Annotated in this window: 23 protein-coding genes and 1 pseudogene; 7 read left to right on the top strand and 17 right to left on the bottom strand. The window is 70.5% G+C overall.

Features of this window, described 5'->3' with window-relative positions; translation table 11 throughout:
- Positions 1-204 precede the first annotated feature (204 nt).
- A complete protein-coding gene (locus tag ACN28G_RS03715; RefSeq protein ID WP_421478422.1) occupies positions 205-2307 on the top strand; it encodes a hypothetical protein in 2103 nt (700 codons plus the stop codon).
- Positions 2304-3854 (top strand): ABC transporter substrate-binding protein, encoded by a 1551-nt coding sequence (locus ACN28G_RS03710; protein ID WP_421478421.1) that lies wholly within the window; start codon positions 2304-2306, stop codon positions 3852-3854. Before ACN28G_RS03715 ends, ACN28G_RS03710 begins: the two co-directional genes overlap by 4 nt.
- An 8-nt stretch (positions 3855-3862) precedes the next feature.
- Here ACN28G_RS03710 and ACN28G_RS03705 read toward each other — a convergent pair.
- The 6 genes and pseudogenes from ACN28G_RS03705 to ACN28G_RS03680 all read right to left on the bottom strand — a co-directional run.
- Positions 3863-4078: pseudogene (locus ACN28G_RS03705) on the bottom strand (pyridoxal phosphate-dependent aminotransferase); the annotation flags it as partial.
- Between the two features lie 173 nt (positions 4079-4251).
- Positions 4252-4539 (bottom strand): hypothetical protein, encoded by a 288-nt coding sequence (locus tag ACN28G_RS03700; protein ID WP_421478420.1) that lies wholly within the window; start codon positions 4537-4539, stop codon positions 4252-4254.
- A 443-nt stretch (positions 4540-4982) separates the two neighbouring features.
- A complete protein-coding gene (locus ACN28G_RS03695) occupies positions 4983-5897 on the bottom strand; it encodes a DNA-processing protein DprA (RefSeq protein ID WP_421478419.1) in 915 nt (304 codons plus the stop codon).
- A 19-nt stretch (positions 5898-5916) separates the two neighbouring features.
- Positions 5917-8157, bottom strand: coding sequence for a hypothetical protein (locus ACN28G_RS03690; RefSeq protein WP_421478418.1), 2241 nt, complete (start codon positions 8155-8157; stop codon positions 5917-5919).
- A complete protein-coding gene (locus ACN28G_RS03685) occupies positions 8103-8354 on the bottom strand; it encodes a hypothetical protein (RefSeq protein WP_091435433.1) in 252 nt (83 codons plus the stop codon). Before ACN28G_RS03685 ends, ACN28G_RS03690 begins: the two co-directional genes overlap by 55 nt.
- Positions 8351-8677: a DivIVA domain-containing protein gene (locus ACN28G_RS03680; RefSeq protein ID WP_421480854.1), complete on the bottom strand. Its 327-nt coding sequence runs from the start codon at positions 8675-8677 to the stop codon at positions 8351-8353. Before ACN28G_RS03680 ends, ACN28G_RS03685 begins: the two co-directional genes overlap by 4 nt.
- 288 nt (positions 8678-8965) lie before the next feature.
- Here ACN28G_RS03680 and ACN28G_RS03675 point away from each other — a divergent pair, with 288 nt between their 5' ends.
- From ACN28G_RS03675 to ACN28G_RS03665, 3 genes are all read left to right on the top strand, one after another.
- Complete coding sequence (locus tag ACN28G_RS03675) at positions 8966-9847, top strand: helix-turn-helix domain-containing protein (protein ID WP_421478417.1); 882 nt, start codon at positions 8966-8968, stop codon at positions 9845-9847.
- Positions 9840-10028, top strand: a complete 189-nt coding sequence (locus ACN28G_RS03670) for a DUF397 domain-containing protein (RefSeq protein WP_421478416.1) — start codon at positions 9840-9842, stop codon at positions 10026-10028. The genes ACN28G_RS03675 and ACN28G_RS03670 overlap by 8 nt, the downstream gene beginning before the upstream one ends.
- Positions 10029-10182: 154 nt before the next feature.
- On the top strand, positions 10183-10371 hold the full coding sequence (locus ACN28G_RS03665; protein WP_091435430.1) for a DUF397 domain-containing protein: 189 nt from the start codon (positions 10183-10185) through the stop codon (positions 10369-10371).
- 37 nt (positions 10372-10408) lie between these two features.
- Here ACN28G_RS03665 and ACN28G_RS03660 read toward each other — a convergent pair whose 3' ends face one another.
- Complete coding sequence (locus tag ACN28G_RS03660) at positions 10409-11149, bottom strand: VOC family protein (protein WP_421478415.1); 741 nt, start codon at positions 11147-11149, stop codon at positions 10409-10411.
- Between the two features lie 290 nt (positions 11150-11439).
- Between ACN28G_RS03660 and ACN28G_RS03655 the strand changes: the two genes are divergently transcribed.
- Entirely contained in the window at positions 11440-12375 is a 936-nt protein-coding gene (locus ACN28G_RS03655) for an HNH endonuclease (protein WP_421478414.1), read from the top strand.
- Between the two features lie 121 nt (positions 12376-12496).
- Here ACN28G_RS03655 and ACN28G_RS03650 read toward each other — a convergent pair whose 3' ends face one another.
- From ACN28G_RS03650 to ACN28G_RS03605, 10 genes are all read right to left on the bottom strand, one after another.
- Positions 12497-12907, bottom strand: a complete 411-nt coding sequence (locus tag ACN28G_RS03650; protein ID WP_091435427.1) for a VOC family protein — start codon at positions 12905-12907, stop codon at positions 12497-12499.
- Between the two features lie 35 nt (positions 12908-12942).
- On the bottom strand, positions 12943-13197 hold the full coding sequence (locus tag ACN28G_RS03645) for a hypothetical protein (protein ID WP_421478413.1): 255 nt from the start codon (positions 13195-13197) through the stop codon (positions 12943-12945).
- 103 nt (positions 13198-13300) lie between these two features.
- The gene (locus ACN28G_RS03640) at positions 13301-13678 is read right to left on the bottom strand and encodes a hypothetical protein (RefSeq protein ID WP_091435425.1); all 378 of its coding nucleotides are present in this window, start codon (positions 13676-13678) and stop codon (positions 13301-13303) included.
- 24 nt (positions 13679-13702) lie between these two features.
- Entirely contained in the window at positions 13703-14095 is a 393-nt protein-coding gene (locus ACN28G_RS03635; protein WP_421478412.1) for a hypothetical protein, read from the bottom strand.
- A 104-nt stretch (positions 14096-14199) separates the two neighbouring features.
- Positions 14200-14460: a hypothetical protein gene (locus tag ACN28G_RS03630; RefSeq protein WP_421478411.1), complete on the bottom strand. Its 261-nt coding sequence runs from the start codon at positions 14458-14460 to the stop codon at positions 14200-14202.
- Positions 14461-14620: 160 nt separating this feature from the next.
- Positions 14621-16666 (bottom strand): FAD-dependent oxidoreductase, encoded by a 2046-nt coding sequence (locus ACN28G_RS03625; RefSeq protein WP_421478410.1) that lies wholly within the window; start codon positions 16664-16666, stop codon positions 14621-14623.
- A gap of 114 nt (positions 16667-16780) precedes the next feature.
- The gene (locus ACN28G_RS03620; RefSeq protein WP_421478409.1) at positions 16781-19300 is read right to left on the bottom strand and encodes a glycosyl hydrolase 2 galactose-binding domain-containing protein; all 2520 of its coding nucleotides are present in this window, start codon (positions 19298-19300) and stop codon (positions 16781-16783) included.
- Complete coding sequence (locus tag ACN28G_RS03615) at positions 19297-20076, bottom strand: carbohydrate ABC transporter permease (protein ID WP_091446092.1); 780 nt, start codon at positions 20074-20076, stop codon at positions 19297-19299. The genes ACN28G_RS03620 and ACN28G_RS03615 overlap by 4 nt, the downstream gene beginning before the upstream one ends.
- A 227-nt stretch (positions 20077-20303) precedes the next feature.
- Entirely contained in the window at positions 20304-21233 is a 930-nt protein-coding gene (locus tag ACN28G_RS03610; RefSeq protein ID WP_421478408.1) for a carbohydrate ABC transporter permease, read from the bottom strand.
- Positions 21233-22513, bottom strand: a complete 1281-nt coding sequence (locus ACN28G_RS03605) for an ABC transporter substrate-binding protein (RefSeq protein ID WP_091435420.1) — start codon at positions 22511-22513, stop codon at positions 21233-21235. The genes ACN28G_RS03610 and ACN28G_RS03605 overlap by 1 nt, the downstream gene beginning before the upstream one ends.
- A gap of 248 nt (positions 22514-22761) precedes the next feature.
- Here ACN28G_RS03605 and ACN28G_RS03600 point away from each other — a divergent pair, with 248 nt between their 5' ends.
- Positions 22762-23790 (top strand): LacI family DNA-binding transcriptional regulator, encoded by a 1029-nt coding sequence (locus ACN28G_RS03600; protein ID WP_421478407.1) that lies wholly within the window; start codon positions 22762-22764, stop codon positions 23788-23790.
- Positions 23791-23797 lie beyond the last annotated feature (7 nt).

Here is a 23797-nt window from a genome sequence, read left to right as displayed (position 1 = left end):
TGCGAGGCGTCTGCAACAGAGAGGGTGACTTGGAGGGAAACGGCCTCCGGTGGGGCACTTTCCTTCCGAGATCCAGAGGGCTGCCCCCGGGCCGGGCCGGGTCCGATAACGGTCAGCTCGGGTGTCCGTCAGGTGACTGCACGTCCGCCCCGGGTGGACCGAGCATGGTGGCACCAACCATGGCGGCCTTCGGGGGGAGGGGTCGTGACCATATTCGGCCGGCGGCACGCCGTCGGACTGGTACGCGAGGTGATGTCCTGTCCGGCCGACGGTCCGGCACCGCCGGTGCTGGTCTTCGAGGCCGACCGGGGTGGCGGCAAGTCGGCGCTGCTCACCGCGCTGACCGGGCTGCTCGACGGACGGGTGCCCTACGCGCATGTCGACCTGGCCGCCACGGGCCGCACCGGCACCCCCGAGGTGTTGTATGCGCTCGCCTTCCACCTCGGCCGACCCTGCCCGCTCTACGGCACCCTGCGCTTCCCCCGGCTGGCCGTCGGCAAGCTGGTGATGGAGAACGCCAGCCTGGACCTGCACGACCGAGAGCGGGCCCGCCGGCAGATCAATGCCCTGCTGCGTACCCACCGGGGCATCGACAACCTGGTGACCACGCTGCGCGACGGCGCCGGCAACCTGCCGGCCGGGTTGCCCGCCAGCGTCCAGGCCCCGCTGAGCCTGGTCCCCCGGATCCTCGCCACCCTAGTCAGTCGACTCGCCTCGTGGCGGTGGAGCAGCCCGTTCGTGTTGGGTCGGGCCCAGAAGTGGTACGGCACGCAGGGCAGTCACCGTCGCCCGGCGGTCGAGACGTTGATCGAGCTGAACCAGTGGCACCGCCGCCCCAACCTGGGCAACAATGCCCGCCAGCGCGACGAGCTGCTCTGGGCGGCGTTCCGCGCCGATCTGGTCGCCGGTCTCGGTCGCCGTCGGCGCCGGACCTGGTTGCCGCGCTGCGTGGTGCTGCTCGACAACGCCGACACCCGTCTCGGCCGGCACTTCCTGACCGAGCTGGTCCGGCTGCGTGCCGCCGGGGAGAGTGACCCGCTGGCCGTGGTGGCCACCGCCCGGGAACCCTTCGGCGAGCATTTCGGCACCGCCGAGCAGCGCATCCTGGAGTCCGACGAGCCGCTGCTGCTGCGCCGCCCGGGACCGGGCACCCGGCAGTGGCCCCGGTGGGCGCGGTACGCACTGCCCCGGCTCACCGACACCGACGTGGTGCAGCAGGTCAGCACGGCGCACCCGAGCCTGGACCGTCGGCTGCCGTTGCAGGTCCAGCAGTTCGCCCAGGGCAATCCGGCGGCGGTCAGCCTGCTGCTGGCGAGTGCCGCCGAGGTGTCCTCCTGGCCGGCCGGCGGCAACGAGCTGGGGGTGGTGCTGGCCCGCCGGGAGCCACCGCCACCTGACGACACCGACCGGGTGCAGTGCACCATCGAGGAACGGATCAGCCGGCACCTGCTCGGGCTCGACGACGGCGACCCGTTCCCCGACGACGACGTGGAGACCCTCACCACCTGTGCCGCCGCACGCACCGTCGAACAGGCCATGACGCTGGCGGTTGGTAGTGGCCTGCTGACCCCCGACGGGTACACCGGGAAGCTGAGCGCCCTGCTCGCCCAGCTCTGGCCGGACGACGCCGACGGCGACGCCAATGTTCGGCCCACCAACGCCCGACCCGGCAACGTCCGGCACGCCGACGCCCGGCACGCCGACGGCCGGTCCGGCAACGCCCGGCACGCCGACAGCCGGCACGCCGACGTACACCCCGCCGACACCCGGTACGCCGACATCGGCCCACCGCCGCTGCGCCGGCTGCTGCTGCGCCGGCTGGCCGCCCGGCGTCCGCAGGCCCAGCACGGTTGGGCGAAGGTACACGGCCGGCTCAGGACCCAGTGCGCCGAGCAGGGTGACCGGGTGGGTGAGCTGTACCATGCGCTGGCCCTGGGCAGGCTCGGCCAGGTGGCGGCGCAGCTCGCCGAGCGGACCAGCACCGAGCCGGCGGCGGACTGGTTGGCCACGCTCCGGGCGGTGGCGCAGGCCCCGACGAACCTGCCGCACTCGGTGCCGCCGGCCGACGAGGCGTACCGGCTGGCGCGGGCGACCGGGGCGGAGCCGGACAGCCGGCTCGGTCGGGTGACCCGGCTGCTGGCCGGTTTGTGGTTGGCCGCCGACCCGTTCACCGGCCGGCACCGGGCCGACCTGCACGACGACATCAAGCGGGACTTCCGGGCGGTGGCCCTGCAGTTCCCCGACGACCGATCCCTGCTGGTCGCCGAGGCGACCCGACACAAGGCGTTGGCGGACCTATGGCGGTGAACAGCCGATCCGGCGTCAGCCCGGTGGCCGACGTACCGGTGAACTATCTTGCTCCCCGGGTGCCCCGGACATGCACGGTGCTACGCACGGCCGCCGTGCTGGCGACGGTGGTCGCGGTGGTCGCCGCCGGGGTGCTGGTGACGCACCGGGTCGTCACCGCCTGCGGCGACCTGCGGTCCGGTCTGAGCAGGGTGGACGGTGAGTGCGTCGGGGTGCTCACCGACGCCGCCGCCTGGACCTTCAGCGCCGATCTACGCTCGGTCCAGCAGGCCATCGACCGGGAGAACGACTGGGTCCACGAGCAGTGGCGGGCCGACCCGGACGAGCACCGGTACGTCCGGGTTGCCCTGCTCTCCCCGATGACCGCCACGACGGAGAGCTTCATGACGGCCGCCCAGGTCCGGCACGCGGTCCAGGGCGCCTACCTGGCGCAGCGGCGGGCCAACCACTCGCCGGACCTCGACGACCGGTCCCCGCTGATCCAGCTCGTGCTGGCCAACCCGGGCAGCCGGCAGGCGCAGTGGCTGCCGGTGGTCCGGAAGCTGGAGGCGATGGCCGACGACGAGACCCCGCTGGTCGCCGTCGTCGGCATGGGCACCAGCATCGTCGCCACCCGGGACGCCGCCCGGCACCTCTCCGACTCCGACAGCGACCTGCCGATGGTCGCCGGGATCGCCACCACCGACGAGTTCCGCGACATCAAGGGTTTCGTCCGCGCCTCACCGAGCGACACCGACTACGTACGCGCCCTGAGCCGCTACCTCGACGAACACCCGGACCTGCGGGCCGGCATGCTGGTCTACGACGACTCCGAGCCGGACCTCTACGTCCAGGACCTGCGCCGGGCCTACGAGACGCAGCTCGACGACTATCTGACCGTCGACGCCAAGTCGTTCTTCGGCGCGGCCGACACCAGGAACCGCACCCAGCTCTTCGCCACCATCCGGGACAGCGTCTGCATCACCCCCCGACCCAACCTCATCCTGTACGCCGGCCGCGCGCTGGACCTGGACGACTTCGTCCGGTCCCTGGCCGGTCGCCGCTGCCGGGACCCCATCTCGATCATGGTGGGCGCGACCGGCCTGGCCGACCTGGCGGGCCTGGCACCGACCCTGACCGAGGCTCGGATCACCATCGTCAACTCCGCCTCCGTCCACCCGTCCTGGTTCACCTCGGTCGGTCAGCCACCCGGCCCGGTGCCGGACGGCCTGCCGCCGTTCCTGACCGCCTTCCGCAGCGAGCAGTTCGGCGAACCGGGCGCGCTGACCGACGGGTACCTGCTCACCCACCACGACGCGATGGCCACCGCGGTCAAGGCGATCCGCCTGGTGGCCCGGCAGATACCCCCGGACGAGGTGCCGCGGGCCGGCAACGTCCGCGGTCAACTGCTCAACCTCAACAACGGCAGTGAGGTGCCGGGCGCCGGCGGCACGCTCAGCTTCACCGCCGACCGGCTGGCCGACCCGGTGGGCAAGTGGGTGCCGATCATCGAGATCCCGGCCACCACCACCCCCACCACCCGGCCGTACGTCACCGGCGAGGACTGAGCCGACGCTCAGCCGACGGCGGCGGCCATCCGGCGTACCGCCTCGGTGAGGATCTCGGGGGCGGTGGCGAGGTTCAGCCGCACATGGCCGGCACCGCCGGTGCCGAAGGTCGGGCCGGGGTTGAGCGCCACCCGGCCACGGTCGAGGAAGGCGGCGGCCGGGTCGTCGCCGAGGCCCAGCTCACGGCAGTCCAGCCAGGCGAGGTAGGTCGCCTCGCCCGCGCGACCGGCTCGGCCAGTGGTACGTCCATCTCCGCCACGAAGAGCGGCAGTACGTCCTCGGGGTACTCCCGCCACTTGAAGCTGGTCCGTGGCCGGAGCTGGTCCAGGGAGAGCTGACCGAGCGGATTCCCGCCGTCCGGGAATCCATGGGGCACACCGTTCATGCAGGTCCGCTCCTACCGCTCGACAGCGCAGATCGAAAAGTCGAACACCGGTTCCTCGATCGCCTTCAGCAATGGCCGGGATGCCGCGTGATCAGGATTGACATGCCGTCCGAGCACAACGACCTCCACCGAGCTGGCTCCAGCTCTTTTCAGCGAGTGTGCGAGCGACTGTGCTCGGGATCCGGTGGTCCACGTGTCATCGAGCACCAGCGGCCGGACCTTCCCGCTGCGATCGGGAAGCCGCACGGTGAACCAGTCGCGCTGGAAGTGCCGAGCGTCGGGCCCGTAGCGATTGGGCACGGCGACGAGCCAGGGCAGTCGAAGACGCCCTCCGACCAGTTCCTGGAGCGGATGCAGGCCGGGCCTCCCCCGCGTGCTGGGCACAGCGACGAGGTGCGTGGGCAATGCCGCCGAGCCTCCCGGCCACACTGTCGAGGTGTTCTCGCAGGAAGAGCAACAGCAACGCCAGGAGATTCCACTTCGCCTGAGCAGGCGCCGGGGAGGACTTGTACGAACGCAGGTGGTGGTGATGCTGGCCGAACCGCGGTGAGTACGAGATCGGCAGGACTACATCGGCCAGCAGGCCCCCGGCGTCCGTGTGCTGCTCCTGACAGGGATAGCAGAGGTCGAAACCGGAGGTACGCACACCCCGACAGACCGGGCAGATCCACTGCTCAGCGGGCATCGGATTGCGCAGGAAGTTTCGTTGGGTCTCGACGTAAGCCTGGATCCTGGACCACGGGTCAGAGGCTGGCGAACTCAGGGAAGCCCTCCAGTTCGGCGGCGGCCGGGACCCGGTCGAGGATCGCATCGACCGCTTCCACCAGCTCCGCCGTGCCTCGTGCGACGTGGACCCCGGGCCGGTCGGCGAAGGAGCGTGCCCAGTCGTGCCTCATCACCTGGCCGGTCAGCACCACCGGACGGCCGTGTTGAAGGGCCAACCGGGCCTGGACCCGGGCTCCACTGCGTTCACCGGCCTCGATGACTACGGTGGCGGCTGCGTAACCGCTCATCACAGCGTTGCGCATCGGGAAGCTCTGCCGGGTCGGGGCCGCGTCCGGCCAGAACTGGCTGATCACCAGTCCCACCTCGGCGATGTGTTCCTGGAGGGCGCGGTTGGTGGCCGGGTAGTGCCGACGGATACCGGTGCCGATCACCGCGACGGTACGTCCACCAGCGGCGAGTGCGGCCTCGTGGGCGGCTGTGTCGATGCCCTTGGCCAGGCCGCTGACCACCGTCACGTCCCGGCGGGCCAGCGAGGTCGCCACCGATCCGGCGATCTCCAGGCCCCGGTCGCTGGCCTCGCGGCTGCCGACCACGGCGATGGCGCGAAGATCGGGCCGCAGGTCTCCTCGGGTAAAGAGCAGCGGCGGCATCTCCCGGACGTCGCGAAGCTGGGTGGGATGGTCGTCGTCGAAGAAGGCCCGCACGGTGATCCCTCCGGCCTCCCAGGCCGCAAGGTCACCGGCGGCCGCTTCGACCAGCGCGTCGACGGACCGGGTGTCGGGGAAGAGCGTGTCCGCCCGGCCCACGACCCGGCCGAGCACGCCGAGCGCGCTGCCGGCCTCCTGAACGTCGTGGGCGGCGTCGGACCAGCTCAGATCGGACTGTCGCAGTAGCGCGACCAGCGCCGCCCGTTCCGCCGTTGCCCGGTTCATGGCCCTGATCGTACCCAGCTCAGGGCAGCCGGAGGGTGGTGAGGAGGGTGGGCAGGTCGGGGGCGTGGGCGAGGGGGCGTACCTGGTCGTCGTCGTGGTGGTGCACGACGCAGCCGGCGCGGGTGAAGGCGACCGTGAGCACCTGCCCGGGGTGGCCGGCGGCGAGGCGTTCCAGGGCGGGCACCGGGTCGGCGGGCAGCGGGCGGGCCGCCGAGGCCGGGGCCGGCAGCGGCTGTTCCGGGTCGACGGGTACGGCCCGGTCGTAGGCGGTGTCGAGGTACTCCAGGCAGTAGGCGACGGCCGCCTCGACGCTCGGGTGGTACGGCACGTCGTCGACGGTCGGCCGGACCGGGGTCGGCAGCAGCTCCACCGACCAGCGCCGCCCGCGGATCCGCAGCGGGTCACCGGCGTTGGCGCGCAGGTCCCAGACCTGGATCACGCACGCCAGGTCGAGGCCGACGGCGTGCCGGATCAGCTCGGCGACCGGCGGGACGGTGGGGTGGACGGCGGCCACGATCAGCCGTCCGGCGGGCAGCCCCGGGCCGGCCGCGTCGAGGTGTTCGGTGACCGGGTCGGCGACCGACGAGGGCAGGGTGACGTACCCGTCGCGCAGGTCCTGGGTGAGTTCGAAGCCGCCGTCGGCCTCGGTCAGGTCGTCCGGGCGTACGCCGAGGATGCTGGCCCAGGCGGCGAGCCGGTACCGCTCGGGAAGCTGGACCACCGGCCGGCCGCCGGGTTGGGTGGCGACCAGCGGGGCCGGCTCCGGGGTGCCGGCGTGCCAGGCCAGGTGGATGACCCGGTGCCGCAGGTCGGTGAGGGTGACGGTCAGGGTCCGATACAGCCGGTGGGTGCCGCCGCAGGTGTGGCAGCTCAGCACCGACGGGGCCCGGCCGGCTCCGGCGCAGGCGGCGCAGTCCGGGGCGGCGGGGCGTCCGCCGAGGGTGCAGAGGCAGGCGCAGAGCCGGGTGCCGGGTACGCAGTCCGGGCAGGGCCGCCACGGCACCGGTTCGCCCTGCCAGGCCGGTGGGGGCGGCGGCGTGTCCCGGCGTAGCGGCACCCGGGTACGCCGGATCACCTGCCCGGTCGGGTCCTCGGTCAGCTCCTCGACCGGCGCGTCCGGGCACAGACTCGTGTGCCACCAGCGGTGGTCCCGCCAGATCGCCTGCGCGCCAGGCAGCTCGCCACCGGCAGCCGAGCCGCCGATGGCCGAGCCGCCAAGGGCCGAGCCGCCCGCGGCCGGGCCGCCGATGGCCGGGTCCCGCAGGCGCCGTTCCAGTTCGTCGAGGTCGACGGGGACCGGGCGCAGCGGGCCACGCTGGGCGGGCAGTTCGGGTCGGAGCAGGTACGCCGGCGCGGTGCGCCCCCGGGCGGCGAGCCCGTCCAGGGCCCGGCGCACGTCGGTGCGGGCCAGGGCGTCCGGCAGCCCGTCGGCGCTGCGCCCGGTCAGCCCGGTACCGACCGGTGAGCCGGGCACCTCGTACCGGATGTCCCAGGTGGACCAGCCAGCCTGCCGGCGTACCTCGATCACCAGGTCGAGCAGGAGCAGGTTGGCGACGGCGCACAGCTCGGCGAGCCGGGCCGCCGGGTCGACCGGGGGCGGGGCGTCCGACCGGCCGGTCAGCACCCACCACGGCACCCGGTCGCGGGCGACGAGGGCCTGCGCCTCCAGGACGTACCGCTGCTCGGCCGGCAGGTCGGGCCGCCACTGCTGGGGCAGCACCACCGGCGCGGGCCCGTCGCCGGTGACCGCGACCCCGACGGTGGCGGCCAGCTCGCGTACCCGGGCGGGCAGGTCGACCACCCACCCGGCCGCGCGGTCCGGTCGGGGTGCCAGCCCGCCGGGCCGCAGCCGGTGCGAGGCGACCGCGCCGGTGTCCAGGTTGGCCACGGTCAGCACCAGCTCGGCCCGCCGCCGCCCGGTCCGCCGGCAGTGCTGGCACGCCCCGGCGACCTGCCCGATCCCCCGACACACCACACAATCCCGGTACGCGGCTTGAGCGCTGGCGCGGGCCGGCTCATCGGCGGCTCGCGACGGCTCGTCGGTGTTTCGAGGCGGCTCGTCGGCGGCTCGCGGCGGGTCGTCGGCGGCTCGCGGCGGCTCGTCGGCGGCGAGGAAGCGGTCGCCGTAGCGGGTGCAGCGGCAGGGATCGACGCGGACGGCGCTGCCGTCGCACTCCGCGCAGACCACGACGGTGGCCCGGTCGCTCACCACGACGGCCGCGCCGAGCAGGGCCCGCCGTGCTGGACGCGCCGCGCGCACCGCCGGCCACCGCCGAGCGGCAGGTCACAGAAGACCCGATGATGTACGCACTGCTCGTCCTCCAGGGAGACCGTGGTCTCCCCCGCGTCCACCTCGGACCAGAAGTTCACCGACCGGGCCAGGCTCCCGGCGAACTGCCGCGCGGCCGGCAGGTCGGCGGCGGTGAACGGCAGGTGCGCCACGAACCGTTCGCTCACCGGATGCTCGCCAACGCGCGGCGGGCCTGCTCGCTCTGCCACTCGCGCAGCGCGTCGCGGATCCGGTCGGCCCGCTCGTGGGTGGCGGCCACCTCGGCGTAGCAGGCGGCCAGGTCGTCGGCCACCCGGTCGAGGAAGGCGCGTACCTCGGCGGCGTCCACCCCGTGCCGGCCACGCGGGGTGAACAGCCGGTCGCGCACCTGCCAGGGCCGCAACCGCCCACCCGCAACACTCCGGTACGGCGTGCCGCACGGTCTTTCCTGACCTGACCTTACGTGGCGGTGCCGGACGCATTTCTCGTGGGATTCCCAGAGAGCAGAAATTGCACCGAAGCCAACTTCCACTGCCCGCCTAAGAAATGGGCGCACGAGGCCACCAACCCCTTTCAGGATCAGTAAGGAGATGCCTGAACCGCTGGTCAGGACGACGAGAGAAGGGTGCGACGGCCGGGACCGGGGAGGTCCCAGACTGCCGCGCTAGAGCCATCCTGCGGCCCGACCACCATTGGCGCAACGATTTTTGGTGCCGATTCTTGACTTATTTCTGGATAACGGTTAGGCATTCCGGAGGAGCTGTTCCGGATGTTAAAAATTTGGAAGGAGGCGTGATCGTTGGTGGAGGATATGGGCTCGACGGTGCCGCGACGGCAGCTCGGCCGGGCGCTGCGGCAGTTGCGCACCGAGGCCGGGGTGACCCTGGACGGGGCGGCCGACGCGCTGGAGTGCAGCCGGCAGAAGGTCTGGCGGATCGAGAGTGGACTCGGATCGGTGCGCGGGGTGGACGTCCGCGCGATGTGCCAGCTCTACGATGCCAGCCAGGAGTTGACCGGCGCACTCGTCGCCCTGGCGAGCGAGACGAAGGCGAAGGGCTGGTGGCACGCCTACGGCGACGCCATCCCCGACTGGTTCGAGCTGTACGTGGGCCTGGAACAGTCCGCCAGCCGACTTCGCTTCTTCTACGACAGCATGATTCCGGGCCTTCTCCAGACCAGGAGCTATGCACGGGCCGTCTACCAGCATCAGCTGGAGATGACCGAGGAGGAGCGGGAGAACCAGGTCGAGGCCCGTCTTCAACGGCAGAAGTTGCTGGCCCGTCGTCTGCCGCCGCCACCCGTCCTTGAGGTGACGCTTTCCGAGGCAGTGCTGATCAAGACCGTCGGTGACAGCCCGACCATGGTCGAGCAGCTCCGGCATCTGCACGAGGTAAGCGAACGCAGCCGGGTTTCCATCCGAGTGCTTCCGCTCGCAGCCGGTCTGCACTCCGGCGCGGTTGCCGGGGCCTTCGTCATGCTGGACTTCCCGCCAGGAAACCGCTCCACGCCAGAGCCATCGGTCGTCTACAGCGAGTCCCTCACCGGCGCTCTGTATCTCGACCGCCCCGACGAGTTCGCCTCGTACGAGAGGGTCTGGAAGAGCCTCAACAGGCTAGCCTTGGATCGAGAACAATCAAGGGAGTTGATCAACAAATTGATTGGGGAGGTGCACCATGGCTGACTTGACCGGCGCCCAGTGGCGCAAGAGCACCCGGAGTGGCGACAACGGCGGCGAGTGTGTGGAGGTGGCGGACAACCTGCCCGGCGTCGTCGCCGTACGCGACAGCAAAGACCCGGCGGGACCGGCACTCACCTTCACCCCCGCCGCCTGGGCGACTTTCACCCGTCACACCAGGCGATAGCGCCTGACCGCACCCTCGATCAACACGGTTGTAGCGATGTGGCGGTATCCGGAGGCGCTGGATACCGCCATTTCAGCCCAACCGAGTCGATCAACCGGCCGATCGAAGTGAACGACATCCCCACTGGCACGACCCGACGACTGGGAGGTTCATCATGGCTGACCTGACCGGCGCCCAGTGGCGCAAGAGCAGCCGGAGCGCTGGCAACGGCGGCGAGTGTGTGGAGGTAGCGGACAACCTGCCCGGCATCGTCGCCGTACGCGACAGCAAAGACCCGGCAGGACCGGCACTCACCTTCACCCCCACCGCCTGGGCGACTTTCACCCGTCACACCAAGCGATAGCGCCTGACCCTCCCCCGATCGAAGACGATCGCGCGGGTCAGCGCGGGGTGAGCACGCAGAACTCGTTGCTCTCCGGGTCGGCCATGACCTGCCACGGGATGTCGCTGCGGCCCAGGTCGACGACGGTGGCCCCGAGCGACCGGAGCCGGGCCACCTCGGCCGCCAGTTCGTCACCCGGGTACGGGCGGACGTCGAGATGGACCCGGTTCCACCCGCTCTTGGCGTCGGGGCTGCGAACAAACCAGAGGCACGGGCCGACGCCCGCAGCCGAACGCAGCATCGCCCCGTCGTCGGTCACCTCGTGCACGGTCCAGTCCGTCGCCGTACCCCAGAAGCGGGCCATCGCGCGCGGATCCGCACAGTCGACCACCACCGAGGCGATCGGCCCGGTGTCCCGGTGGGCCGATCGGGGCTCCAGGACACAGAACTCGTTGCCCTCCGGGTCGGCCATGACCGTCCACGGCACGTCGCCCTGGCCCACGTCCACCGGCCGCGCGCCGAGCCCGGTGAGCCGGGCGACCAACTCCCGCTGCTGCTGTGCCGAGCCGGTGGCCAGGTCGACGTGTACCCGGTTCTTCACCGTCTTGGGTTCGGTGGAGACGACGATGTCGACGCAGACGGCGGACGGGTCGGGATAGGTGAAGCCCCTGGGTTCGAGGTTGATCACGCCGGGCTCCTCAATAGAGGCCTCCCAGTCGCCGAGCGCCGCCGCCCAGAACCCGCCCAGCGCGGCCTCGTCCCGAGCCTTCATGTTGATCTGCACCAGCCGGGTCGCCATGTCAACGATGCTAGAGCCGGTGCGACTCCGGCGTGTGCCGGGTGCTTCGGGCGTACCCGGCGGCGGCGCGTGCCGGACTGATGGACCGGGTCAGGTGTGGCTGAGCCTTTGCTGGTGCTGCTCGCGGGGAGCCGTCGCCGGGGGCGTGGTCGCAGAGGGAGCCGGCGGGTATCCGAAGCCAAGGACGGTGCCCTGCCAGGGCAAGGGCTGCTGACTCGGCTGCGCCGGGGAGAAGCCGAGCTGGGCGACGAGGGCTGACGCGGCACACTTCCATCGGGCAGAATGCCGGCGTGAAGGCCTATGTCGGGGTGACCGACGGCGACTGGTTCCGGTTCCTGGCGTCCCGACCGCACCTCACCGAGGTGAACTTCTGGCGTCCCGCAGGCTCTCGGGCGTTCCGGGCGCTCTCCCCGGCAGAACCCTTCTTCTTCAAGACCCACCACCCGCACAACAGCGTGGTGGGCGGTGGCTTCTTCAGTGGCTTCGCCCAGCTACGAATCTCCGAGGCATGGGACCTGTTCGGGGAAGGCAACGGGGTGACGAACCTGGCCGACATGCGTCGGCTCGTCGGTCGGTACCGTCGGGCGCCTCTCGCGCTCGACGAGGATCCGCTGATCGGGTGCGTTCTCATCCGCGACACCGTCTTCTTTCCGCCCGACGAGCCAGCGGCACCACCGCCGGAGTTCGCACCGAATGTCGTACAGGGCAAAGGTTATGACGTCGCGAGCCAGGCAGCTTCGGGCTACTTCGAGGTGTTGATCGGACGCCTGCTCGGCGCCACCGTCGAGGTCGACCTCGACGGGTCGTGGCACCGACCGGGACCGGTGTACGGCGATCCTCGGTTGGTCCCGAACCGGCTGGGCCAGCAGTCGTTCAAGGCGGTGGTGCTGAATGCCTACGGACGGCGGTGCGCGATCACCGGCGACCGGATCCAGCCAGTGCTCCAGGCCGCGCACATCAGGCCGTTACCAGCCGGCGGCGAGCACCGGTTGGATAACGGACTGCTGCTCCGCTCCGATGTGCACACTTTGTTCGACCATGGATACCTGGGCGTCGACCCGAAACATCGACTCATGGTCAGTCCGCGCCTGCGGGCAGAGTTCGGCAACGGTGAGCAGTTCTACTCCCGGGCCGGCACCACGATCGCCGTACCCGAGGCTCGCCGGGACCGGCCACACCGCGAGTTCCTGGAGTGGCACCTGGACGAGGTGTTCCGGCCGGCGTGAGGCAGCACGCTGCCGCCCCCTCCCTCCTCCCCCGCCCGGATCCCGCCGGGTCGCCCCACCCTTCCTCTCGTTTGGAGGGGCCCCTTCCTATACAGAAAGCGTTAACAAGGGGCCCTTCCTTTCAGGTGGACATTTGGCCGATGCGGATCTTGTTGCCGAACGGGTCCCGGATGCCGAAGTCGATGCCGTACGACTGTTCCGTCGGCCCGTCGGTGACCTCGACGCCCTTGGCCACCAGTTCCTCGTACGTCTTGTGGGCGTCGTCGGTGGTCATGAAGAGGAACCCACCGGCGGCGCCCTTGGTGAGCAGTTCCCGGACCTGCTCGGCGGTGGCCGGGTCGAGGTTGGGCGGGCCGGGCTTCTCCAGCAGGATCTCGCGCGTGTCGCCGGGCAGGTTGACCGTCAGCCAGCGCATGAAGCCGAGATCCAGGTCCAGGGTCACCTCCAGGCCGAGCTTGCCGACGTAGAAGTCGAGCGCCTCGTCCTGGTCGAGGACGAAGATCTGGGAGCGGCTGATCATGTTCATCGTCATGCCCCACACGCTAGGTCAGGGCTGTGACCTGCTGCTTATCCAAAACTGCTCGGGCGCGTCCAGGCCTTGGTGAAGCAACTCGGCACAGGCGCGGAAGGTGCCGTCCGCCGGCTGCGGTACCCGGTGGGTGACTCCCCGACGATCTTCCGGAAGGTCCGGATGAAATGGGCCTCGGAGACGTACGCGATCCTCGCCAGGCCGGGGATGTCGAGCGGGTCGGCGTACGCCCGGTCCATCGCGTCCCGGGCCCGCAGCATCGCCCGGTTCGTCTGCTCGACCGCCCTGCTCACCCGACCATTCTGCCCACTCTTCCAACACCGGGACCAATCACCTACCTACGACTTCGCGAGGGTGCCGAGCCTGTCACTCCTGGTTGAGGATGTCGGCGTGGACTCACTGATCATCGACAAGTTCGTCGAGAATCTCAGCCTGCACTACTGGTGGAATCAACGCCGAGTAGACAATCTGTCCCATCTCCGGGTGAATGCCGAAAACTCCTTTGGGTTCTGGAATCCAGTCCTGCTCGGTCAGGTGAGGCACCGATGCCAGAATCACCGCCAGCAATCGGGGGTCGATGAACCCCTCCGCCGTGATGGCGAGGTACGCCTCCTCGTCCTGCGCTCGGACGAGAGCAGAGATCCGGTGTCTACTGAGGGTCACAGTCGAGGTTCGTCCCGTTCTGATCGATCCCGCTACAAGCTGTCGGACGACCCGCTTGATACCCATGGTCAACTGCACGGCAAGCTCGGCCCTCAACCGTTTGATGTCCACTGCGGCGGGGAGAAGATGACCGGATTAGGTTCTGCCCGATCCCCTACCAGCACGGCTCACTTCGTCGGCCAGCGCACGGTAGAAATCGGTGCCGCTACCCTCCTGCCGTCGGCCAGCGGCACCGAGCCACCACCATGCTGATGCCTCAGTGATCTCGGCGGGCTGAGCCTCTGAACCAGCCAACTCGGTCACCGCGCCGCGACAGGGCCCGACTTTCACCTTGAACCAGATTCGATCCTCGATGGCGCGGATCCGTTCCGCTCCACCCGCCGCGACCTCCTGAGGCACCTGTTGCGACTTTGCCACCACCGGGTCCTTGAGATCGTGCAGGGGTTGCTCAAGAGGAGGGAAGCGAAGCTCAAGATCGTCAAGGCATCGCTTGGTTGGTCTGACAAAGGATCGACTCGACTCGCTCACCGGAGCGAGCTTAGAGTACCGCCACAGCAGTCCGACCCTTGGACACAGGAAAAGCCCAGCTATCCGCACCATGGCAGCGGATAGCTGGGCCCATAGTTATCCAACTACTCGACAAATCCACCAATTTCGTCCAGCTCGTCGCGTGACATTCCGGTCAACAGCGCGACGGAACTCGCGGTAGATCCATCTAGTTGACGAAGCGCACTACCGACTGCTTCCTGGATCTCCACGCGGTGATTCTCGATGTACTCACGGATGGCATCGTCGACGATGCTCTTTTTCGAACGACCAAGGAAGTGCGCGGCATGCGAGATCAACTGGTCGGTCGCTGAGTCAACCTTGATCGGCGTGACGGCGGCTGCCACGACGCTCCCTCCTGCGGTGACTGGGGCACAAGGTACCCAGGTACCAAAGTACCAGGAAGGCAAGCTTCACACAGCTCAACCAGAGTACAAACATCCAGGCTGCCCGTGCCGGGGCGGCGTTGCTTCAACCGGACGCGGGTTCGGTTCCCGCCAGCGCCGGTCAGGCGGGGACGAAACGGGCCGCGTCGGCGACGACGTACCCGTCGGTGGCGTCGGTGCGGATCAGAACGCTGCCGGCGGTGCCGGCCGGGAAGGCGTACGTCCCCAGCGCCACCCACTGCCCACCCGAGCCGCGCTGGTCGACGACGGTGGTGGTCGTACCGCCGTCGTGCGTGATGTCGACCGGGACGTTGCTGGCCCGGTTGGCGTTCGCCGTCCAGCGCAGCTGGACCGTCCAGGCCCCGGCGGTCGGCAGGGTCGGGGTGAAGCGGAACCGGTTGACGCCCTTGCCGGTGTTGTCGTCGTGCTCGTAGTCGATGCCGTGGTACCCGCCGATCGCCGAGCTGGCCAGCCAGGTGCCGGCCCGGGTGACGCCGAGGGCGGCGTTGTCCACGACGATCGCGCCCTCACCGCCGGGCGGCCAGCTCAGCAGCTGTCCGTCGGCGCGCAGCCGGGCCTGCAGGGCGGGCACGTCCACCTGCTGCACGGACGTACCGGCGGCCAGGGCCAGGGACGCGGCCGTCGCGGCGGACTGGCCGAGGATCATGAAGACCGGTTCCATCCGGATCGAGCCGTACGCGATGTGGCTGGCCGAGAGGCAGACCGGCACCAGCAGGTTGGCGCACTGCCCGGCGGTCGGCACGATCGAGCGATAGGAGATCGGGTACGGGCCGGGCACCCCGACCTGCACGTCACCCTCGTTGCGGACCTGCCCGTCGACGACGACCCGCTGACAGTTGTGCGAGTCCATGGTGTAGCTGGCCAGCCCCACCGAGTCGGTCACCTGGCCGGAGCCCCGGCAGTCGCGCTCGGTCAACACGTACCCGGAGATCATCCGGCGGGCCTCGCGGACGTACAGCTGGGGTGGCCAACCGCCGGTGGCGCCGAACTCGTCGGCGGCCAGGCCCCAGGCGGCCGTCGCGCTCCGGACCGTCGTCGGCAGCCGGGGATCGTTGGCCAGGAACCACATCAGACCCTGCTGGTACGTCCGGTGCGCGGCGACGATGCTCTCCCGCTGGGCCCAGGTCGCGGTGGGGTACGCGTGGTTGGCGCCGATGAAGTCGGTGGAGAAAGCCCCGTTGTTGTTGGAGTCGGTCTTGCCCCCGCCGACGCTGTGCGTGGTGTAGAACGGCCCGGGGTAGCCGGCCTGCACGTAGCGCAGCAGCAGCTCGTAGTCGGCCGGGTCGTAGCCGTCCGGTCGGGGGAACGGGATCCGGTCGGCCGAGCGGGTCAGGCACATCCGGAAGTTGTACGCCTGGATCAGCTCGTCGCCGCTGCCGTTGCGCGCGACCGGGGCGGCGGAGATGCCGGGCAGCAGACCGCTGGCCGGGCTGCCGGCCACCACGTACGGGTCGACCGGCAACGTGAACTGGTGCCCGGTGCGCAGCTGCACCCCGTTGATGGTCTCGCCGTACACCGAGTTGGCCTCCCGGCCGACCGTGTACGTGACGCCGGCCGCCGCCATCAGGTCACCCTCGTAACTGGCGTCGACGAACATCGGCCCGGTGAAGAGCTGCCCGTTGTCGGTGCCGATCCCGGTGATCCGGTCGCCGGTGCGCTGCACCGTGGTCAGCCGGGCGTTCAGGTAGACCGGCACGGCGTACTCGGTGAGCAGGTCGGCGAAGACCTCGGCGGCGACGTGCGGCTCGAAGACCAGCCGCATCGGTGCGGTGGGGGTGACCGGGGTGCCGGCGTAGTGGGCGTGCACCCGGCGGTAGAACTCGGCGGCGAGGCCGCCGATGGCGGCGCTGGTCCCACTGTCGGTGTAGCCGAGCCCGCCGGTGGTCAGCCCGCCGACGTGCCCGCCCGGATCGACGATCAACGCGGTACGCCCCATCCGGCGCATCTGCACGGCGGCCATGATGCCGGCCGAGGTGGCCCCGTAGACGACCAGGTCGGCGGTGACGGTGCCGGCGGCCAACTCCGCCAACCCGGCCGGCCGGCCGGTGCTTGCCTGGGTCGGCTGGTGGAACCCGGCGGTACCGGCGATGACCAGGGTGGCCCCGCCGAGCCGCAACAACTGCCGACGACCGAACACAGTGGACATCAATCGATTGTCCCGCCCCACCCGCAGGTAAGGAAGGGCCCCTTATTAACAGCCGTTGGTGAGCGGGGAACCCTTCTCTACCAAATCCGTTAATAGGGGGCCCTTCCTTACACCTCAGTTGATGGTGTGGAGGGTGGGGATGGGGTCCAGGGGGACGGGGGTGTGGACGGTGAGGGTGGCGGTCTCGCCGGGCAGGAGGGTGAGCAGGGCGTCGTCGACGGTGGCGTCCGGGTGCAGGCGATCCGGTTGCAGGGTCAGGTCCCGCAGGATGCTGCACGCGGTGATCCGGACCAGGACGCCACCGTCGACCGGTTCGACCGTCGCGGCGTACTCCGCCGTCGGCCAGTTGATGTCCCGGTCCTCGGCGAAGAACCACAGGGCCCGGTCGGCGGTGTCGCCCGCCTCGGCGACCAGCAGCTCGGCGCGCGGTGAGTCCGGAGAGGTCAGCTCCGCCGGCAGCGGCACCGTGGACACCGAGTACGCCGGCACCGCCACCTCCGCCGTCGTCTTCGCCCGGGGCTCGCCGGCCAGGGTGAGGCGGGTGACCGTCACCTGGGCCGACCAGGGTTGCCCGGTGTCGTTGACCGCGACCAGGGCCAGTCCGCCGTCGCGGGGCTGGACGGTGAGCAGCCGGTCGGCGTAGGCGCGGCGCAACGCGTACCAGAGGGGTTTGCGGCGGCCGTCGCCGTCGACGGCCGACCAGGAGGTGACCGGCCAGCAGTCGTTGAGCTGCCAGACGATGGTGCCCATGCAGATGCCCCGGTGGGAGCGGAAGTGTTCCACCCCGAGCTGGATCGCGCGGGCCTGGTTGAGCTGGGTCAGGTAGTGCCACCGGTCGAAGTCGGTGGCCGGGGGCAGGTGCGCGTCGAGGCCCCGTTGGAGTTTGCGGTCACCGTCGGCCGCCTTCTGGTGGTGGGCCATGCCTGGTGAGTCCGGGGCGAGCGGCTCGTCGGAGATCGCCCGACGCAGGGTGGCGTACGCCGGGGGTGCCTGGTAGCCGAACTCGGCCAGGAAGCGGGGAACGTACTCGCGGTACCTGGTGTAGTCGTGGGTGTTCCAGACGTCCCAGATGTGCGTGGTGCCGTGCGCCGGATCGTTGGGGTGCACGTCCTCGCGCCCCGACCAGGGGCTGCCCGGCCAGTACGGGCGGGTCGGGTCCAGCTCGGCGACGATCCGGGGCAGCAGCTCCAGGTAGTAGCCGCGCCCCCAGGTGGACTCGCCCAACTTCTCCTGCCAGCCCCAGTCGTGCCAGCCCCAGATGTTCTCGTTGTTGCCGGTCCAGAGCACCAGCGACGGGTGCACCGCCAGCCGGGTCACCTGCTCGGCGGCTTCGGCGGCGATCTCGGAACGGAACGGCTCCTCCTCCGGGTACGCCGCGCAGGCGAAGAGGAAGTCCTGCTGCACCAGCAGCCCGAGGGAGTCGGCCAGGTCGTAGAAGTCGTCGGACTCGTACCGGCCGCCGCCCCAGACCCGCAGCAGGTTGACGTTCGCCCCGATCGCCTGGTCGAAGCGGTGGGCCAGCCGCTCGCGGGTGACCCGGTCGGCGAAGGCGTCGTCGGGGATCCAGTTCACTCCCCGGACGAAGATCGGCTGGTCGTTGACGACCAGGGTGAACGGGGTGCCGTGCGCGTCGGGCGTGGTGTCCAGCGCGACGCTGCGGAAGCCGATCCGCCGGGACCAGTCGTCCAGGACCGCGCCGGCCGCGTCGTGCAGGGTCACGGTCAGCGGGTACCGGTGTGCGTCGCCGTACCCCCGGGGCCACCAGCGCCGGACGTCGGTGACGGTGAGCGCCACGACGGCGCTGTCCTGCCCGGCGGCGACGGTGACCTCGGCGGTGACCCCGGCGACGGTGGCCCGGACGGTGAGCGGCACCCCGGCGGTCCGCTCGATGGCGGCGTGCACCTCCACCCGTCCCACCGCACCGCCGCCGGCGTCGCCGGTCACCGTCACCACCGGGCGGACGGTGGCCAGCCGGGCGACCGACCAGCCGTGCAGGCCGATCGGCTGCCAGATGCCGGCGGTGACCACGTTCGGCCCCCAGTCCCAGCCGAAGTTGCAGGCCGTCTTCCGGATGAAGTTGAACGGCTCCGGGTACGCGTTCGGCCGGTCGCCGAGGCCGTCGCGGTGCGCCTCGGCGTACCGGTAGGCGGAGTCGAGGCGTACCTCCAGGGTGTTGCGGCCCGGTCGCAGCAGTGACCGGACGGCGAACCGGTGGCCGCGGTGCATGTTCTCGGTCCGGCCGACCTCGGTGCCGTTGAGGGTAAGGGTGGCGACGGTGTCCAGCCCGGCGCAGACCAGGTCGACCCGCTCGTCGTCGCCGGGCTGCCAGTCGAAGACCGTCCGGTACGTCCAGTCGGTGCGCCCGATCCAGGCCAGCCGCAGTTCGTTGTCGTCGAGGTACGGGTCGTCGATCAGCCCGGCGGCGAGCAGATCGGTGTGCACGCAACCGGGGACACTCGCCGGGATGTCCCGGCCCAGCAGCTCAGTCGGGATCTTCCGTCCGGTGTTCTCCGGCGGGATCTTCCGTCCGGTGTTCTCCGGCGGGATCTTCCGTCCGGTGTTCTCTGGCGGGACCGGGCCGGTGTCGGGCACGGCGTGCAGGGTCCAGCCGTCGTGCAGGGTTCGCTGGGTCACGACTTCACCGCGCCTTCCATGATTCCTCGGACGATCTGCCGCCCGCCGATGACCAGCATGACCAACAGCGGCACGGTCGCCACGAACGCACCGGCGAGCACCCGGCGGTACACGACGTAGTTGCCGGCGGCCAGGTCGGAGACGGCCACCATGGAGGTCGGGAAGTCGGTGCCGCTCAACGTGATCAGTGGCCACTGGTAGTCGTTCCAGGTTGCCACGAAGGTGAGCAGGCCGAGCACCGCCAGGGCCGGGCGCAGCGCCGGCAGGGCGATGTTCCAGTACAGGCGGATGGTGCTGGCCCCGTCCACCCGGGCGGACTCGATCAGCTCGTCGGGGACGGTGTTGACGATGAACTGCCGCATGTAGAAGACCCCGAAGGCGGTGACCAGGCCGGGCACGATCACCGCGAGCAGGGTGCCGTTCCAGCCCAGCCGGCCCATCACGATGTAGAGGGCGACCACGCCTAGCTGGTTCGGCACGGTAAGCGTGACGATCACGAAGAGCAGCAGCACCCGGCTGCCCCGGAACCGCAGTTTGGCGAAGGCGAACCCGGCCAGCGAGCAGAAGAAGAGCACCGAGGCGGTCACCACTGTCGAGACGATCACGCTGTTGATGAGGCCGGCGAGGAAGAACACGTCCTGGTTGGCGAAGACCTCCCGGATGTTGGTGACGAACTGACTGCCCGGCACCACGGTCGGCGGGATCTGCGCCAACGCCTCGTCGGTGCTGGTGGCGATGACGAACATCCAGTACAGCGGGAACGCGGCGAAGAGCATCGAGGTGGCCAGCAACAGGTACGTGCCGAGGCCGGCCGGGGTGTCCTGTGGCGCCCGGCCGACCGCCGCCGCCCTGGCCCGGCGGGTCCGGCCGGTGGCCGCGACGGGCGGCGGCGCGCCCGCCACCGGTCGGCGTGCTGTCGATCGGTCGCCGCTCACTGCCGGCCCGCGCGGAGCCGGGCCGTCACCGCTCACTGCCGGCCCGCGCGGAGCCGGGCCGTCACCGCTCACTGTCGGCCTCCGGAGAGTCGGTTGGTCAGCCAGGAGTTGACGCCGGCCACGACCAGGATGATCAGGAACAACGCCCAGGACATCGCCGCCGCGTAGCCGAGGTTGAGGTCCTTCCAACCGACCCGGTAGATGAGTTGGGCGATGGTCTGCCACTCGCCGTTCGCGCCGCCGGTGGCCTGCTGGGAGTTCAGCTCGAAGAGCATCGGCTCGGTGAAGAGCTGGAACCCGCCGATGGTGGAGAGCACCACGGTGAAGATCACCACCGGCTGGATCATCGGCACGGTGATCCGCCAGAGCTGCCGCCAGACCCCGGCCCCGTCCAACGCGGAGGCCTCGTAGACGTCGCGCGGGATGGACTGCATGGCGGCCAGGTAGAGCAGCGCGTTGTAGCCGATCCACTTCCAGTTGACCATGGTGGCGATGGCCGTCCAGGCGGCCGGCTTGCTGGCCCGCCAGTCGATCGGGGCGGCCGGGTCGCCGAGGCCGAGCGCCTGCAACGCCCAGTTGGCCAGGCCGTAGTCGCGGGAAAAGAAGACCCCGAAGACCAGGGTGGAGGCGACGATCGGGGTCACGTACGGCACCAGGAAGCCGACCCGCCACCAGGTGCGGGCGCGCAGTTTCCGGTTCAGCAGCGAGGCCACGACCAGCGCCAGCAGCAGCTGCGGCACCGTCGAGAGCAGGAAGATGCCCATGGTGTTGTAGAGCGCGTTCCAGAAGTCCCCGTCGGAGGCCAGCCGGGTGAAGTTCTCCAGGCCGGCCCACCCGGTGCGGTCGGGGTCGTCGAGCCGGTAGTGGCGCAGCGACACCACCCCGTTGTAGAGCAACGGAAAGAGCCCGAAGACCAGGAAGAGTACGAAGAACGGGGCGATCAGCAGGTACGGCGTGTACCGCGTGTCGAGACGGTACAGCCGGTCGCGCCAGCTCATCAGGAGGTGGCGGCCTTCTCGGCTGCCTTGACCGCCTCAGCCCAGGCGGCATCGGCCTTGAGGCTGTTGTTCTGCACCCGCCCGATCACCTGCTCCACCGCGACCCGGGTGGGGCCGTTGCGCCGTCCCAGGTACTGCGGGGTGAGGCCCTGCGCCATCTTCGGGAAGATCTGCCCCACCGGAGCGCCACCGAAGAACGGGTTGGTGAACTCGGTGATCGCCGGGTCGGTGTAGAGGCCCGGCTGGGAGGGCAGGTTGCCTACCTGCTTGAAGATCTCGATCTGCTGCTCCGGCTGGACCAGCCACTCCAGCAGCCGGTACGCCTCGTCGGGGTTCTTGCTCTGCTTGGGGATGGTCAGGAAGGAGCCGCCCCAGTTGCCGCCGCCGCCGGGCACCGCCGCGATGTCCCACTTGCCGTCGGTGGTCGGCGCGGTCTCCTTGATGTGCCCGAGCATCCAGGCCGGGCAGGCCAGTACGGCGAAGGCGCCGGTGGTGAAGCCCCGGTTCCAGTCGGTCTGGAAGCTGGTCAGGTTGGCCGAGATTCCCGCCTGCTGGGCCCGCATCGTGTAGTCGAAGGCGACCTTGGGCCCGCCCTCCATCCGGAGCTGGTCCTGCTCGTCGTAGAAGCCGACCGGCTGCTGACCGAGGATCGGGTTGAACAGGTTCGTCCCGGAGTCGATGAACTTCTTGCCGCTCCTGGCGGTGTAGTCCCGGCCGACCTCGATGAACCGGTCCCAGGTGGGCCAGAGGGCGGAGACCTGGTCCCGCTCGGTGGGCAGTCCGGCCGCGGCGAACAGGTCGGAGCGGTAACACATGGCCAGGCCGCCGACGTCGGTGCCGAGCGCGATCTGGGTCTTGCCGTCGGCCGACAGCGACTGCTTCCACTTCCAGGGCAGATACTTGCTCTCGTACGAGGCGGCGCCCTTGTCCAGCAGGTTGACGAACTGGTCGGCCTGGCTGCGGAACTGGACCATGAAGCCCTCGTCGATCGCCGCGATGTCGGGCGCGCCCGAGCCGGCGACCAGCTTCTTCTGCAGGTCCTCGTGCTGGGCGTTGTACTCGCCGGAGTTGAGCACGATGCGGACGTTGGTGTTGGCGGCCTCGTACTTCGTCTTGAGCTGGTCCAGGCCGAAGTCGCCCCAGAAGTTGATCCGCAGGGTGACCTTGTCGCCGGCACCGGAGCCGCCGGTGGTGCTGCTGCCGCTGCACGCGGCGACCATGGTCAGGCTGATCGCGCCGACCGCGACCGCGCGGGCCCATCGAGTCCAGGACGGTGTCATCGGGTTCCTCCGCGCGCTCGTGAGGACGCCTCCCGCATCGAGAGACGTCGACTGAACCGGATAAGTGAAGCCACCGTACGGGCCACCCCCGGGAGTGTCAACGGTCGATGGAACGCCGTCTCGCCGGGCACGTTGGCGGGTCCGGGTTGGTGGATCATGCCGACCGGCGGGCGCGGTAGCGTGGAGGTCCGCCGCCCGACGGCGCGCATCGAGGAGCCCCACGGGGGGCCGAGGGAAGGGACCCGCCGGTGAAGCGGCCGACCATCGCCGACGTCGCCCGGCGTGCCGGGGTGTCCAAGGGTGCGGTCTCGTACGCCCTCAACGGCCAGCCCGGTGTCTCCGAGGCCACCCGGCAACGCATCCTGGCCATCGCCACGGAGATCGGGTTCAGCCCCAGCAGCGCCGCCCGGGCGCTCTCCGGCGCCACCGCCGAGGCGGTCGGGATGGCGCTGTGCCGGCCGGCCCGGACGCTGGGCATCGAGCCGTTCTTCATGGAGCTGATCAGTGGCGTGGAGGCTGAACTCTCCGCCCGGTCGTACGCGCTGACCCTGCAGGTGGTGGCCGACCCGGACGCGGAGATCGCGGTGTACCGGCGGTGGTGGGCCGAACGCCGGGTGGACGGGGTGCTCGTCTGCGACCTGCGCACCGACGACCGCCGGGTGCCCGCCCTGAGGAAGTTGCAGCTGCCGGCGGTGGTGATCGGCGGGCCCGGGTACACCGGCGGGTTGGCGCACGTCTGGTCCGACGACGCGGCGGCCCTGGTGGAGACGGTCGAGTACCTGGTCGCGCTCGGACACCGGCGGATCGCCCGGGTCGGCGGACTGCCGTCACTGCTGCACACCCGGACCCGGACCGAGGCCTTCGAGCAGGTGTGCCGGCGACTCGGGTTGACCGACGCGGCGACGGTCTCGTCGGACTACACAGGCGAGGAGGGTGCGCGGGCCACCCGACGGCTGCTCAGCTCGGCCACCCGGCCGACGGCGGTGATCTACGACAACGACGTGATGGCGATCGCCGGGCTGTCGGTGGCCCAGGAGATGGGGCTAGCGGTCCCCGCCGACGTGTCCATCGTGGCCTGGGACGACTCCCCGCTGTGCAAGTTGGTGCATCCGCCGTTGACCGCCCTCGGCCGGGACATCCCCGCCCTCGGCGCGTACGCGGCCCGGCAGTTGCTCGCCGTCATCGCCGGGCGGCCCGGCACCGGGGTGCAGGACGAGACGGCCCGGCTCACCCCGCGCGGCAGCACCGCTCCGCCGCGTAGCCCCGGAGTGCCCTGAACCGGTT

Origin of the sequence: Micromonospora sp. WMMA1923 (assembly GCF_049179195.1) — a bacterium.
Taxonomy (GTDB): domain Bacteria; phylum Actinomycetota; class Actinomycetes; order Mycobacteriales; family Micromonosporaceae; genus Micromonospora; species Micromonospora yangpuensis.
Note: the sequence above shows the minus strand (reverse complement) of the source record. Positions and strands in the feature narration are given on the sequence as shown.